12 protein-coding genes are annotated in these 14,641 nt (G+C 51.0%); 5 read left to right on the top strand and 7 right to left on the bottom strand.

Going from position 1 to position 14,641, the window contains the following annotated elements; genetic code table 11:
* Window positions 1-9: 9 nt before the first annotated feature.
* Together ACP15Y_RS00610 and aspS are read right to left on the bottom strand one after the other, a co-directional pair.
* A complete protein-coding gene (locus ACP15Y_RS00610) occupies window positions 10-1,674 on the bottom strand; it encodes an EAL domain-containing protein (RefSeq protein WP_424981083.1) in 1,665 nt (554 codons plus the stop codon).
* Window positions 1,675-1,810: 136 nt separating this feature from the next.
* Entirely contained in the window at window positions 1,811-3,589 is a 1,779-nt protein-coding gene (aspS, locus tag ACP15Y_RS00605) for an aspartate--tRNA ligase (protein ID WP_424981082.1), read from the bottom strand.
* A gap of 173 nt (window positions 3,590-3,762) precedes the next feature.
* Between aspS and rnd the strand changes: the two genes are divergently transcribed.
* Window positions 3,763-4,929 carry a ribonuclease D gene (gene rnd / locus ACP15Y_RS00600; RefSeq protein ID WP_424981081.1) on the top strand — a complete coding sequence of 389 codons (1,167 nt, stop codon included), beginning with the start codon at window positions 3,763-3,765 and terminating at the stop codon, window positions 4,927-4,929.
* Here rnd and ACP15Y_RS00595 read toward each other — a convergent pair.
* The 4 genes from ACP15Y_RS00595 to ACP15Y_RS00580 form a co-directional block, all read right to left on the bottom strand.
* Window positions 4,926-6,470, bottom strand: coding sequence for an exopolyphosphatase (locus ACP15Y_RS00595; RefSeq protein ID WP_424981080.1), 1,545 nt, complete (start codon window positions 6,468-6,470; stop codon window positions 4,926-4,928). The two genes, rnd and ACP15Y_RS00595, sit on opposite strands and share 4 nt — an antisense overlap.
* On the bottom strand, window positions 6,467-8,650 hold the full coding sequence (locus ACP15Y_RS00590; protein WP_424981079.1) for an RNA degradosome polyphosphate kinase: 2,184 nt from the start codon (window positions 8,648-8,650) through the stop codon (window positions 6,467-6,469). The genes ACP15Y_RS00595 and ACP15Y_RS00590 overlap by 4 nt, the downstream gene beginning before the upstream one ends.
* A 108-nt stretch (window positions 8,651-8,758) precedes the next feature.
* Window positions 8,759-9,439: a hypothetical protein gene (locus tag ACP15Y_RS00585; protein WP_424981078.1), complete on the bottom strand. Its 681-nt coding sequence runs from the start codon at window positions 9,437-9,439 to the stop codon at window positions 8,759-8,761.
* Window positions 9,440-9,450: 11 nt separating this feature from the next.
* Window positions 9,451-10,578, bottom strand: a complete 1,128-nt coding sequence (locus ACP15Y_RS00580; protein ID WP_424981077.1) for an AI-2E family transporter — start codon at window positions 10,576-10,578, stop codon at window positions 9,451-9,453.
* Between the two features lie 162 nt (window positions 10,579-10,740).
* Here ACP15Y_RS00580 and purM point away from each other — a divergent pair, with 162 nt between their 5' ends.
* The 4 genes from purM (at window position 10,741) to ACP15Y_RS00560 (ending at window position 14,150) form a co-directional block, all read left to right on the top strand.
* Window positions 10,741-11,817 carry a phosphoribosylformylglycinamidine cyclo-ligase gene (purM, locus tag ACP15Y_RS00575; RefSeq protein WP_424981076.1) on the top strand — a complete coding sequence of 359 codons (1,077 nt, stop codon included), beginning with the start codon at window positions 10,741-10,743 and terminating at the stop codon, window positions 11,815-11,817.
* Window positions 11,814-12,443, top strand: coding sequence for a phosphoribosylglycinamide formyltransferase (gene purN / locus ACP15Y_RS00570; protein WP_424981075.1), 630 nt, complete (start codon window positions 11,814-11,816; stop codon window positions 12,441-12,443). The genes purM and purN overlap by 4 nt, the downstream gene beginning before the upstream one ends.
* Before the next feature lie 11 nt (window positions 12,444-12,454).
* A complete protein-coding gene (locus ACP15Y_RS00565; RefSeq protein WP_424981074.1) occupies window positions 12,455-13,153 on the top strand; it encodes an SDR family oxidoreductase in 699 nt (232 codons plus the stop codon).
* A 100-nt stretch (window positions 13,154-13,253) separates the two neighbouring features.
* Window positions 13,254-14,150 carry a DMT family transporter gene (locus ACP15Y_RS00560; RefSeq protein WP_424981073.1) on the top strand — a complete coding sequence of 299 codons (897 nt, stop codon included), beginning with the start codon at window positions 13,254-13,256 and terminating at the stop codon, window positions 14,148-14,150.
* On the opposite strand, the gene ACP15Y_RS00555 is transcribed toward ACP15Y_RS00560, so the two are convergent.
* Window positions 14,147-14,641, bottom strand: coding sequence for an N-acetyltransferase family protein (locus ACP15Y_RS00555; protein ID WP_424981072.1), 495 nt, complete (start codon window positions 14,639-14,641; stop codon window positions 14,147-14,149). The genes ACP15Y_RS00560 and ACP15Y_RS00555 overlap by 4 nt on opposite strands.

The raw sequence follows: 14,641 nt of genomic DNA, 5'->3' as shown, positions 1-14,641 counted from the left end.
TAACAAGGATTAAGCGACGTTTATGTCCTGATTTTCATCAATCTCTTCATCATCATCGTCGATATCGTCGTCAAAGACCACCAGATCTTCGTCGAAATCATCGATCAATTTGACTTCTTCATTGTTCATCCGCTCGGCCAAAGCCAAATAGGATTCAATCGGGATGGCCGGCGCGAACAGGAAGCCCTGCGCTTGGCGAATGCCTTTGGCACGCAAATAGAGCGCTTGCTCCTCCGTTTCTACGCCTTCTGCAATGATCTCGGTGTTCAGTTCCGTTGCCATGCCGATCAACGCATCAACCACAGGCACGGGCACATTGCGGTGGCGGATCAGTTCAACAAACACACGGTCAATCTTGACGATATCGATACCCAATTTCTGAATATAGGCAAGGTTCGAATGACCTGTGCCCGCATCATCAAGCGCCACCTTCGCGCCAAGCTTGTGCAGATCATCAATGACTGAGTTCACGCCCTCCATGTTGGAAAGCGGCTGGCGTTCCGTGATCTCAAACACAAGCTGAGAATAGCGCACCTCGGTGCCGCCAAAAATTGCCTGCACATCTTCCACGATTGAACCATCGCGGAAATGCCGTTCAAACAAGTTGATACCGATTTTGAGATGCGAATGGCGGGCGCACAAATCTTCCAAATCGTCACGCACCTGCTCCATCAAAGAAAGCGTCATGGGAATCGCAAGGCCGGAAAGCTCGGCATATTCAATAAAGGCCCCCGGCGAGATCACTTCCCCATTCGGCTTTTCCCAGCGGATCAACACTTCGCAACCTGCGATCTGACCCGTTTGCAAATCAATCACAGGCTGATAGCGCGGCCGCAACTCACCTGCTTGAATGGCACGTTCCAAGTCAAATGTTGGCGCCTGAGAGCGACGGACATATTGAATGCAAAGCCAAAGGAAAACACAACTAGTCAAACAAGCAACAATGGTGAACCCAATTTTGAGGTCAGCATAATCGGCGCGCACAACATCCAAGGGCACGGCGGTGCTGAGTTTAATCGGCACATTTTGCGCAACTTGCTCAACAAACAGAAAATCGCGGGTGCGATTTGGGTGATTATAAAATGCTTCAGGATCGCCAAATTCAACGATAGGCATACCGCTGGTCAGCACAAACCGGGTCATCAAGGCTCCGCGGATCGTGTCGTTTTCGTCAACCAACAAATGCACATTGATCGGCACAAAAGCCGAAACTTCGCGGCCAGGACGAACCTTCAAGCTAACTTTGATCAAGGGCTGATCACTGTCTGCAATTTGAACGACGGTCATTTCCTGCGGACCGGAGGGCATGGTCATGGTTGGCGTAATCGCCGAATATTTAAAACCATCCCCATAGGCAGAACAAAGCACGCTGCCATCAGTGGAATTCACAACCAGTTGGCGCAACAAATAGTTAGAGCGCATCTGTTCTGCGGCGCTTGAAAGAAAAGTCGGCGTACACAAGGAAGGGCTGCGTGTGACAATGGCGTTCAATGATTTGAGTGCGCTATTTACGCTGCTTTGGGTCTCATTGATCACGGTGTTGACTTGCGCACGCAGGGCTTTGCCTTCGCGCATACGCACATATTCATCCAACATGAAATCGACAGTTAGAATCGGCGCGAACGCCAACAAGGCGCACAAAAACATCAGAAAATGTGAAAATTTGGCCTTCACCGTCGCCCCGTCCCGCAAATTAAGCCGTTGCCGTGCTTATACTATAGCTGGCTTAACACGGAATTAACCACACCAAACAGAAAACGGCGCCCCATAGGAGCGCCGCTTTTATTCAAATTCTTTAGCTTGCGAAAACTTATTCTTTTTCTTTCGGCAAGTTCAACCGAATGTGCAATTCGCGCAACTGACGTGCAGAAACATCTGATGGGGCATCCATCAACAAATCTTCGGCTTGTTGGTTCATTGGGAATGCCGTCACTTCACGAAGGTTCTCTTCGCCACACAACAGCATCACAATGCGGTCGATACCTGGAGCAATACCACCGTGCGGCGGTGCACCATATTCCATTGCCCGCAACATGCCGCCAAACTTGTCATAAAGAACAGCTTCATCATAACCAGCAATGTCGAATGCTTTTTTCATGATTTCTGGACGGTGATTCCGGATCGCACCAGAACTCAACTCAAAGCCGTTACACACAATGTCATACTGGTAAGCATTGATGGTCAGTGGGTCTTGGTTTTCCAATGCATCCAAGCCGCCTTGTGGCATGGAGAATGGGTTGTGTGAGAAATCGACCTTCTTTTCCTCTTCGTCCCATTCAAACATTGGGAAGTCAACAATCCAGCACAATTCGAAACGATCTTTATCAATCAAATCAAGCTCTTGACCCGCGCGTGTACGCGCTGCACCAGCAAAGCTAACAAATTTCGAAGGCATACCACATACGAAGAAGACGGAATCGCCATCTTTCAGGCCAAGCTGTTCGCGGATTGCTGCTGTGCGTTCTTCGCCGATATTTTTAGCAATTGGACCAGCGCCTTCGCCATCACGGAAGAAGATATAGCCAAGACCGGGTTGTCCCTCACCTTGCGCCCACTTGTTCATGCGGTCGCAGAACGCACGAGAGCCGCCAGTTGGTGCTGGGATCGCCCAAACTTCAATTTTTGGATCATTGGCAATCTGGTTGGCGAAAATGCCAAAGCCTGAACCTGCAAAATGCTCTGTTACATCCTGCATCTCAATTGGGTTCCGCAAGTCTGGCTTGTCGTTACCATATTTACGCATTGATTCAGCGTAAGGAATGCGTGGGAACTCTTGAGTGACAGGCTTGCCTTCACCAAATTCCTCAAACACGCCGCGCAAAACAGGCTCAATCGCTTGGAACACATCTTCCTGTTCCACAAAGCTCATCTCAATATCTAGCTGATAAAACTCGCCCGGAGAGCGATCGGCCCGTGCATCTTCATCGCGGAAACATGGTGCGATTTGGAAATAACGGTCAAAACCCGAAATCATCAAAAGTTGTTTGAACTGCTGCGGTGCTTGCGGCAAAGCATAGAACTTGCCGGGATGCATACGCGATGGCACCAAAAAGTCGCGCGCGCCCTCAGGGCTTGACGCCGTCAAAATCGGTGTCTGATATTCCATAAAGCCTTGCTCAACCATGGTGTTGCGCAAGTGCGAAATGATCTTTGACCGCATCACAATATTGTTGTGAATCCGCTCGCGACGCAGATCAAGGAAACGATATTTCAGACGAATATCTTCAGGATATTCCTGATCGCCAAATACGGGCATTGGCAATTCTTTCGCCGCGCCCAACACTTCCATGTCACGAATGTAGATTTCTACTTCACCGGTGGACAGGTCTTTATTCACGGTTTCAGGGCTACGGGCTTTCACCTCGCCATCAACGCGAACAACATATTCAGACCGCACTTTTTCAGCGAGTTCAAATGCGTCAGAATCAGGGTCAATCACGCACTGGGTCATGCCATAATGATCGCGCAAATCGATGAACAACAGACCGCCATGATCGCGGATGCGGTGCACCCAACCAGACAGGCGAACCTTCTCATCCACATGGTCTTTATTTAATTCAGCACAAGTGTGACTACGATATAGATGCATCTATTCCAATCCCGGAAAATTCTAGGGCTTTTTGGGGCGAAAAGCGCACGCCACGCCCCATTTGTCAAGCATCTGATACGTTTTTCATTCTGCTCTTGCAAGTCATCCCTATTTCCAGCCATTATCGGGCCGACTATTCGCATCGCAAAACCGCGCAAAAACAGAAAGCATATATGCACATTATCACCACTACTCCTGAACTGGCCAAATTCTGTCAGGCCGCCACCGCACATCCATTTGTGACCGTCGATACTGAGTTTTTGCGCGAAACCACCTATTGGCCAAAGCTTTGCCTCGTGCAAATGGCAACGCCAGATGAAGCCGTGATTGTTGATCCGATCGACACCGATATTGATCTGACGCCCATGTTCGAACTGTTCGCCAATGAAGAGGTGACCAAGGTTTTTCACGCGGCCAAGCAAGATGTGGAGATTTTTGTCAATCTGTCAGGTCAAGCACCTAAGTCGCTGTTCGACACGCAAGTCGCTGCCGCAGTATGCGGCTTTGGCGATAGCATCTCTTACGACAATATGGTGCGCCAAATCACTGGCGCACAAGTGGATAAAAGCTCCCGCTTTACCAACTGGTCGCACCGCCCATTGACAGAAAAGCAACTTACCTACGCCATTGGCGACGTAACCCATTTGCGCGACTGCTATCTGCACATTGTTGAAGAGCTCGACAAGCGCGACCGTTGGGGGTGGATCAATGACGAGTTGAACGCGCTGATGCAGCCGGAAAACTATATCGTTATGCCCGAAAATGCGTGGAAACGTATGAAAATGAAAGTCAATCGCCCCCGCGACTTTGCCCTATTGAAAATGCTGGCGGAATGGCGCGAGGAAAAGGCGCAGAGCCAAAATGTGCCGCGCGGACGTGTTTTGAAAGATGAGGCACTGTTTGAACTGTCACAACAGCAGCCGACCAACCCAAAAGCTTTTGATCGTCTGCGCGCCTTCTCGAAGGGATTTGGCCGCTCTAGCACGGCCGCGGAATTGATCAAATTGGTGGAGGTAGCCAAGCAACTCGACAAAGCAGATTTGCCCAAAATTCCGCGCAAACCAAACGGCCCCTCACCTAAAGGCGCGATTGGCGACTTGCTGCGCGTATTGCTGAAAGCGGTGAGCGAAAAAGAAGGCGTGGCCCCGCGCATTATTGCAACTAGCGATGATATTGATTCAATCGTTCTAGACGACAATGCAGATGTACCTGCCTTAAGCGGTTGGCGCGCAGATGTGTTTGGGCGCAAAGCCCTAGCCATCAAACATGGCAAGATGGCACTAGGCGCAACCAAATCCGGGATTGTACCCGTAGAAGTAGAGCTAGAAGACAAAGACTAGAAAATCCGAATATCGGCTTGTCGGTTCAAAAGACCGGCAAGCTGCTCAAAGCGCCGCATCATCTTTTCAGCTGCCAAAAACTCCATCCCTTTGGGGATGCACAGATAGAGGTGCTCATCATCAAGCGCCCACTGGAGTTGGTTCAGCACGCCGGGCATCGCAGCAGACAACATATAGGCCACCCGGAAAATCGCGGCGACCAAAATGGCGTGTTCTTGGCGCTTATCCGTGCACAGATTGAGGATATCCTCATGCCCCAGCTTTTTGGGCTTCAATCCGTTATAACGCGCGGCCAAAACCATCGCGATATAGGCGCGCTCTGCATGGTCAATGCCCACAAATGAGCCCAAGGTGACCAGATCCACAGCCTGCGCGCCGCGATAGTCGGGATGGCCGCGCCACGAGACATCGGAAAGCAGACACGCCGCCTCGCGCAAGCGACCCAATTCAGGCTTTTCGCTAATTTGCGCTTTTTCGAACAATTCATTGGTAAAGGCCAGCAAATCTCCGCTATGGGCAGGCGCACGCGACCGCAGCAAGGCATATTCGCGACACGCAAGCAGCAAGGGATCTGCGCGTTGATCTTCATCGCTCAATTGGCCAAACAAATAGCCTTCCCTCAATCCAAGCGCTGAAAATTTGACGGATGAAAATCCACCAATCTCCAGCACCGCCTTAAGGGCCGCCGCACCAAACGGCAGCAAATTGCGTCTATTAGAGGATAATGCATGCGCGGCATCGAGCATTTCACCGTTTTTCGCTTGCTTCAACACTTCATTGCACAGGGCAATCATGTCCGCAGCGGCAACACGGTAGCCTTGCACCATGCTCAACGGGTATTCGCTCAAAATCTGATGAAGTTTTGCCAAGGCACGCCATGTGCCACCAATGGCGACAAATTCCGGCAAATGTTGAGCGTGAATAAGCGCAGAATCAGCCAAACGCTCCCGTGCAATCTTTAGGGCCTTGCCCGCATCATTGTTGCTATCATCCTGCAGGCGGATGGCACCCAATGCGTAAGTTTCGCCGCCGAACACCTGCTCACCGTCAAGGCCAGCAAGTTCCAAGCTGCCGCCGCCGAAATCACCAAGCAACCCGCGCTGGTTTGGCATACCAGCAAGCGTGCCGAGCGCCGCATAATGTGCTTCTTCCTCTCCTGAAAGAATTTGCACGTCCACGCCCATAATTTCTTGCACAGCAGTGATGAAATCACCGCCATTTTTGGCATCGCGCGTGGCGGCAGTGGCCAACACATAAAGCGTGTCGACCTTCGTCAACTCGCAAACCATGGCGAAACGGCGCATGCCTGTGAGCGCGCGTTCCACGCCGCTGGCGTTGAGTTCGCCCGTCAGCGCAACACCGCGCCCCAATGCACAGGACACTTTTTCGTTGTAAAGCGGGGTCAAAGCCCGCACATGCCGTTCGTATATCACCAGACGTACGGAGTTAGACCCAATATCCAACACCGCAATAGGATTATCACCGCCAATACGCCCCTGCGCTGACGGTTTTCGCAACGCCTCTACAAAACTTTTGATCAATCATCTTCCTCATCATGACGACCATCTTGAGCCAACGCGCTACCACGACCTGAAAGCGAAGGATTATTCATAAAATATTCCTGCGCATTGAAGATCGGCTCGCCTTCTTGCTGCTCAATCCGCCGTGAAGTGCCATCTGGCAACACCTCCCAGCTTTGCTGATTGTCATTGATGTTGGCAACCATAATCCGGTCCAGCACCTGCTTATGAACGGTTTTGTTGAACAACGGCACCATCGTTTCAACGCGCCCATCCAAATTCCGCGGCATCAAATCAGCCGAAGAAATAAACACTGCCGCTTTTCGCGAAGGCATATCGTGCCCCTGCCCAAAGCAATAGATACGGGAATGCTCTAGGAACCGCCCCACAATCGATTTGACCCGGATATTTTCGGAGAAACCTGGAATACCGGGACGTAGACAACAAATGCCGCGCACCACAAGTTCAACCTCAACCCCCGCCTGCGACGCAGAATAGAGCGCATCAATAATGCGTGGGTCGACCAATGAATTCATCTTGAACCAAATGGTCGCTGGCTTACCCGCTTTGGCATGTTCAATTTCAGCATCAATATGTTGCAACAATGTATCGCGCAACGACATGGGCGACACGGAAATGCACTCAAGACCAGACGGTCTTGCATAGCCCGTTACAAAGTTAAAGACCCGCGCCACATCGCGGGTGATGGCCCCATTTGATGTGAAATAGGACAAGTCCGTGTAAATTTTTGCTGTGATCGGGTGATAGTTGCCTGTGCCGATATGGCAATAGGAAACCAGTTTCCCCTTCTTTTCCCGCCGCACCACTTGGCTCAATTTAGCGTGGGTTTTCCAATCAATAAACCCAAACACAACCTGCACGCCGGCGCGCTCCAAATCACGCGCCCAGCGAATATTGGCTTCTTCATCAAAACGCGCCTTCAGTTCCACCAGCGCCGTAACGGACTTGCCCGCCTCAGCCGCTTGGATCAGGGCCTTAACGATCGGGCTGTCATTAGAGGTGCGGTAAAGCGTTTGCTTGATGGCGACAACGTCAGGGTCTGATGCTGCCTGCTTCAAAAACTGCGCGACAATATCAAAGCTCTCATAGGGATGATGCACCACGATGTCTTTTTGCTTAATCGCGGCAAAACAATCACCATTATGGTCACGCACCCGCTCTGGAAAACGTGCATTAAACGGCTGAAACTTGAGTTTAGGCCGCTCAATGTCGCACAGTTTGGAGGCATCGGCCAACGCCAAAAAACCTTCCACTTCAAATGTATCTTCAATGCCCACATGCAATTCGTCGGCAATGCGGCGGCGCAAGGCACGCGGCATGGAGCGCTCAATTTCAAGGCGGATCACCTGCCCGCGACGACGTTGTTTAAGCGCCGACTCAAACTCCACCACCAAATCAGCAGCTTCATCATCAATTTCCATTTCGCTATCGCGAATAACCCGAAATGCCCCCGCGCCAACAACTTCGTAACCTGGGAACATGCGCTCAAAAAATAGATTGATCAGCGTTTCAATCGCGACGATTTCAATGCGTTTGCCCGTGGTCAAATCCTGCGGCAAAAACACGAAGCGTTCCATATTTTGCGGCACGCGCACCAAGGCTGTCAGCGTATGATCCGCGCCCGGTTGGTGCAGCTCGAATGCAAGCGAAAAACCGAGGTTTGGAATAAATGGGAACGGGTGTGCTGGGTCCACTGCCATTGGCGTCAGCACCGGAAAAATCTCTTCTTGGAAAAGCTCTTCCAAATAGCTGAGTTGTTTCGGTCCCAAATCTTCTGCATCAAGCAAAATGACCTCTTGCTCAATCAGTTCATCACGAATGGCGCGCCAGCTTTCCTGCTGCTCCAAATGCAAATGCTGAGCCAGTGCAGCGATTTCTTCCAACTGCTCAGAAGCTGTCATGCCATCATCGCTCAATCGCGTAACACCAGCACGCAACTGCCCTTTCAAGCCTGCGACGCGAACCATGAAAAACTCATCCAAGTTGCTGGCAGAAATCGAAACGAAACGAAGCCGCTCAAGCAGAGGATGATTCTTGTTCCCTGCTTCTTCCAACACCCGCATGTTGAATTGCAGCCACGACACTTCGCGGTTCACAAACCGGGCTGGGCTTTGAGACAACAATTCAATATCGGGGGCTTCATTGTCTGGCATGTCAGCCAGATCTAAAATCTCGTCCATAACTCACTTCCAAACTGTGGCACGCCACTTCATCACAGATCACGCACGATAGTTGATGCGTGATTATACAAGGGCTTAAAGTGATTATATGGCAATTGTGTAACAGATTTATTGATTATAAAGCCGCGCCAGCGCATCACCAGCCAATCGTTTGGAAATTGGTCGCTGCCGCTCAAGCGACATTTGGTCCATCATCTCAACAAGCGAAACAACATGGGCTGGCGAACGCTCCATCCTTGATAGCAAATAAGGAATGAGCCCGGGGTCGATCTGCAATTGCCTGTCATCAAACAGTTTGACGAATAATTGAGCCAAATGCGCGTCATCAAGCGGGGTGATTTCCAAGTTAAGTGCCAGCCTTAGACGCGAGCGCACATCTTGCGTTTGCAATGTCCATTGATCGAGTGGCAGCGCCGCTGTCATCAGCAATGGCAATTGCGAGCGCATGGACTGATTCAACAAATTGAACAAAGGTGTCTCACCCATCCACAAACTATGACAATCTTCCACCAAAATTGGCGTTTCCATCAATTGCGGCCACTTATCTGGGTGATCTGCATTGAGGACCAAAGCACCGCTCTGCCCCGCCCAGATGCTGGCCAGATGGGTTTTGCCAGATTTCTCGGGCCCAATCAGCAATGTTGTCGAGCCTGGCCACTCGCGCATTCCCATTAAATATTCATAGGCCTGCAAATTGCCGGCACTCACCACAAAATCGTCTTCGCCCAATGCCGTTTCAAATGGCAAGTCGAGGACCAATTGTTGTGAAGATGCTTTTTGCGCTGTCATGCAATGAGCCCTTACGCCTGCTTTTCAGCAGTTTTGGGTTCGCTGGTGATTTCTTCTTTGGCGACGTCCATCTCGCGTTCAGTTTTCGCCTGATAGAGCGAGCTTTCCATATATTTTCGCACCGCATAGCGCACCAACACCCCAGTGACCGCAGCCAACGGCACAGCCAAAAGCACGCCCACCGCACCAAACAACAATGCGAAGGCAAACAAAGCAAACATCAGCCACACAGCATGAACGCCAATGGAACGGCCAACAAGCTTCGGATAAAGAATGTTGCCCTCAATAAATTGGCCAAACATGAAAATACCGAAGACCAGCGCAATCATCGTCCAATCGGGCCAGAACTGCACAATAGCAACACCGATGGACAACACAAAGCCAATCAAAAAGCCCACATAGGGCACAAAGGAGAACAAGCCAGCGGCCAAGCCGATAGCGAGGCCGAAGTTCAACCCCACAAGGGTTAAGCCAGTTGCGTAGAAAGCCGCCAAGATCAAAACAACGCTTGATTGACCGCGCACAAAGCCAGCCATCGCTTCATTGATTTCTTTAAACACTTCACGGATTTCACTGCGATAGGCGCGTGGCAACAATTCGTCACCCCGCTTGATCATATTGTCCCAATCTAACAGCAAGTAGAACGCTACAACTGGAGTCACGATCAAAAGACCAACAACGTTCAAAATCGCTAGCCCGCTCTGCATAACGCGCGTCAGCACCTCCACGGCAAAGCCAACCGCCTGCCCCAAAATATTGGAGATATTGTTCTCAATCTCAACAATACGCTCTTCGCCGAGATATTCGCGCAGCGCAGGCGTATATTCCGATGCTAAATCCTGCAAGCTCTCAACATATCCCGGCAGGTTTTTCGCCAATCCGAGCAACTGACCTAAAATGCTGGGCACCAAAAACAGAAACGCGACGATAAAAATCAACACGCAGAACAGCATGATGACAAACGTGGCCCATAAGCGCGAAAATTTCATGCGTTCGAGAAAGTCTGCCGCCGGGTCGAGCATATAGGCCAACACCATGCCCGCGATAAACGGCAAAAGGATGCCGCGGAACACCCACAAAAACAAAATGGTCACCCCCAAGATGACCAGCCAAGTTTTAATTTGGTTTTGTAGTGTCATTCCCCACTCCTACACTTGCGCGAACGCCCGCAATTCTTTATCAGCGCTGTTAAAGCGTTTGCGGCCCCGTGGCAAGAAGCTGCACCCAATGCCCCAACGCAAATTATGCATCTTATTTGTGCGACGATACGTTGCCACACATATGGGGAATGGACCAGCCCAATGCCAGATCAGACCAAGAAAAACACAAATTCACTATCTTATGCAGATGCGGGTGTGGATATCGACGCCGGCAACGCCTTGGTGGACCGCATCAAACCCGTCGTGAAATCAACAGCACGACCGGGCTCTGACACAGAGATTGGCGGATTTGGTGGCCTATTTGATCTGAAAGCCGCAGGCTTTAAAGACCCGATTCTAGTGGCAGCCAATGATGGCGTAGGCACAAAACTGAAAATCGCAATCGATAGCGGCATTCACGACACTGTCGGCATTGATCTTGTGGCCATGTGCGTCAATGATTTGATCGTACAAGGCGCAGAACCTCTGTTCTTCCTTGATTATTACGCCACAGGCCAATTGGACAATGACGTGGCCGCAGCCGTGATCGAAGGCATCGCCGCAGGTTGTCGCGACGCGAACTGCGCCCTAATCGGCGGCGAAACCGCTGAGATGCCGGGCATGTACAGCAAAGGCGACTTCGACCTAGCCGGCTTCTGCGTAGGCGCTGCAGAACGTGGCAACATGTTGCCCACCAAAGACATCGCGGCGGGCGACGTGCTGATCGGCCTACGTTCCTCCGGCGTTCACTCCAACGGCTATTCGCTGGTGCGCAAAATCGTTGAACTGAGCGGCCTGAATTGGGACAGCCCAGCACCATTTGAAGATGGCGTGACACTTGGCGAAGCGTTGCTGCGCCCAACACGAATTTATGTGCGCCAAGTTTTGGCTGCGCTTAAAGCGGGCCACAAAATCAAAGCCCTCGCCCACATTACCGGCGGTGGTTTTACGGAAAACATTCCACGCGTGCTGCCAGAAACTTTGGCGGCAAACATTGATCGGTCAACAATTGAAGCGCCTGCGGTGTTTGGCTGGTTGGCCAACACTGGCGGCGTTGAAACCAGCGAAATGATGCGCACATTCAATTGTGGCGTAGGCATGGTACTGGTTGCCAGCAAAGACGAAGCGGACAATCTGATTGAAGCTTTGAAGAATGAAGGCGAAGAGCCAATCATCCTCGGTGACCTTGTCGAGCGAGACGGTGATGCCGTACTTTATCATGGTGAGCTAGCGCTATGAGCGGAAAGACCAAGGTCGCGATTTTGATTTCGGGCCGTGGCTCGAACATGAAAAGCTTGATTCAAGCTGCGAAAGATTCCGACTATCCCGCTGAAATAATTGGTGTGTTTTCAAATCGCGCCGACGCGGCGGGCCTTGAATATGCCCAAGAACATGGCATTCAAACTGCCGTAATTTCGCATAAAGATTTTGATAGTCGCGAAGCGTTCTGCGATGCGCTCGACGCACAATTGGAGGCCTGGGGCACAGAATTTATTTGTCTCGCCGGCTATATGCGCATCCATTCAAATGCGTTCGCGGAAAAGTGGTTGGGCAAAATGCTCAATGTCCACCCGTCCCTTCTTCCTTTGTTCAAAGGCTTGAAGCCGCAACAACAAGCTTTGGACGCTGGCGTGAAAGTTTCGGGCGCGACGGTTCACGAAGTGACGCCAGAGCTCGATGCCGGACCATCAGTTATGCAGGGCGTCGTGCCAGTATTGGAAGATGACGATGCTGACCGCTTGGCAGCGCGCATCCTCACCGTCGAACATCAGATTTATCCCAAAGCGCTGAGATATTTCCTCGAAAAGCGCAAAAACACTGATCAGCAAAAAGCGGACCAACAAACGCTGATTTGGCCGCAATAGGAGCAAAGCATATGACCAACACCGTACTCATCACTGGCGCAAATCGCGGTATCGGGTTGGAATTGGTCAAACGCTATTTGCAGGATGATGAATGGCAAGTGATCGCCACCTGCCGCCATCCGGAAAATGCAGTCGCCCTCAAGCAACTCGCCGAAAGCGCGCCCAAACGTTTGAATATCCTGCCGCTCGAAGTCACCGACAGCTTGTCCGTTCGTCACTTGCAGGAAGAGCTGGCAGGCACCACGATTGACGTTTTGATCAACAATGCTGGCATCTATAATGATAAAGGACAAAAGTTCGGCGCGATCAATTACGACAATTGGGCGGAAGCGTTCAATGTGAACGCATTGGGGCCTATGCGCGTCACCGAGGCACTGTTTGATACGCTGAAACGTTCAAAACTGGCAAAAATCGTCACCATCTCCAGTCAAATGGGCGCACTCTCTCGCGCCGCAAAGGGCAGCTTTGCTTATCGCAGCTCAAAAGCCGCAATCAACAAAGCCATGCACACCCTCGCTTGCGAACTAGAAGACCAAAATATGGTCGTCGCCATGTTCCATCCAGGTTGGGTACAAACCGATATGGGCGGCAGTGAAGCTGAAATCACGCCAACTGAAAGCGCTGATGGGCTTTACAAAACGATTTCTGGCCTAACCAAGGCTGACAATGGCAAATTCTTGAAATGGAATGGCGACATTCATCCATGGTAAGGATCAATTTTATTGATCTAACCATTGTCAAAAACGGTTCGACCGTTCGAATTTGCTCGTTTAGGTTGGGCGCCTGTCAAAATTCAAGAAAGCAATTTTCATGCGCCTTACAGATTGGTTGATCGTTATCGCATTGGGCACAGTTTGGGGCGGTTCATTTCTTTTCAATGCCATCATGGTGCAGGAGATTGAACCGATGACCATCTCATTTGGCCGTGTTTTCTCTGCAGCGCTGACCTGTTGGGCCGTGTTTTTCGCATTGGGCAAACGGGTTCAAATTGATTTCAAAACATTGGTTGGATTGTTCGCCCTGGGCATCGTCAACTTCGCCATTCCCTTCGCCTTGTTCCCTTTGGCGCAAAAAAGCGTTTCCGTTGGCGTCTCCGGCATCACAAACGCCCTCACCCCCATCATGGTGGTGATTGTTTCGCAATTGTGGCCCGGCGGCGAAAAGGCCACCTTTGGCAAATCGCTCGGCGTGTTGGCGGGATTTACTGGTGTGACCATTCTTGCAACACCCGCTCTACAGCAGGGCGGCCATAGCGAACTCTGGGCCATCGGCCTGATCATCCTCGCGACTCTTTGCTACGGCATCTCGATGAATATCGTGCGGTACTATCACCATCTCGATTCGACATTGACCATCTGTGTGGCCCTGACAGGCGCGTCGCTGGCGCTATTGCCGTTTATGCTGACATTCGAGGGCGTGCCAACAATCACCAAGGCGGAAACATGGTGGTCAATCGGCTATATTTCCGTGATCGCAACCGCGCTGCCATTTTTGATTGTTTACAAACTGGTCGAGCGCGTCGGCGCAACAAACTTTTCAACGGCCACCTTCGTTGCACCAATCTCAGCGCTCTTTTTGGGCCTGATTGTGTTAGGCGAACCTATTTTGCCTGTGCATCTGTTTGGCATGTTGGCAATTTTCGTGGGTATTTTGATGATTGATGGACGGCTGTTTCTCTTGTTTAAAAAACCGAAACAAACACTTTAAAGCTTCAGCTCCATCAAAACTTCTCTGATACCCGCCGGCGCGAATTCAGACTGTTGCCGTACGGTTTCAACAAATCCAAGAGACCTGTAAAACCCAATGGCAGATACATTGGGTTCATAAACCTCGAGCTGAACGGTGTGCGCTTCTGGAAAAGCACCAATTCCTTCCAGAAATAGGGATTTTCCGACGCCCCTGCCATGAAAAGCAGGCAACACATAAAGCCGCGCGAGCCGCACAACACCTATGTCCACCTCACGCAACAAAGCTTGCCCAACAATAGCCTCGCCAGCAATGGCCAATAGCGAAGTGATGGCGGCACTGTCCGCTTCTTTGTGCAACTGAGCGTCAGTCAGCCAAAGCGCCACAAACTCGTCCACCCGATCTGCACCGATAAAAGCGTCATAAGTCGCATGCCAAACCTCGGTTAGGCAAGTTCGCAGCGCAGAAGCATCTTCGCGTTTGCTTGGACGAATGGCGATCGTTCTTTCCAT

It is taken from the genome of Maritalea sp. S77, assembly GCF_049801075.1.
Taxonomy (GTDB): domain Bacteria; phylum Pseudomonadota; class Alphaproteobacteria; order Rhizobiales; family Devosiaceae; genus Maritalea.
The sequence above is the reverse complement of the archived record's forward strand: the minus strand, read 5'-3'. Positions and strand labels throughout refer to the sequence as shown.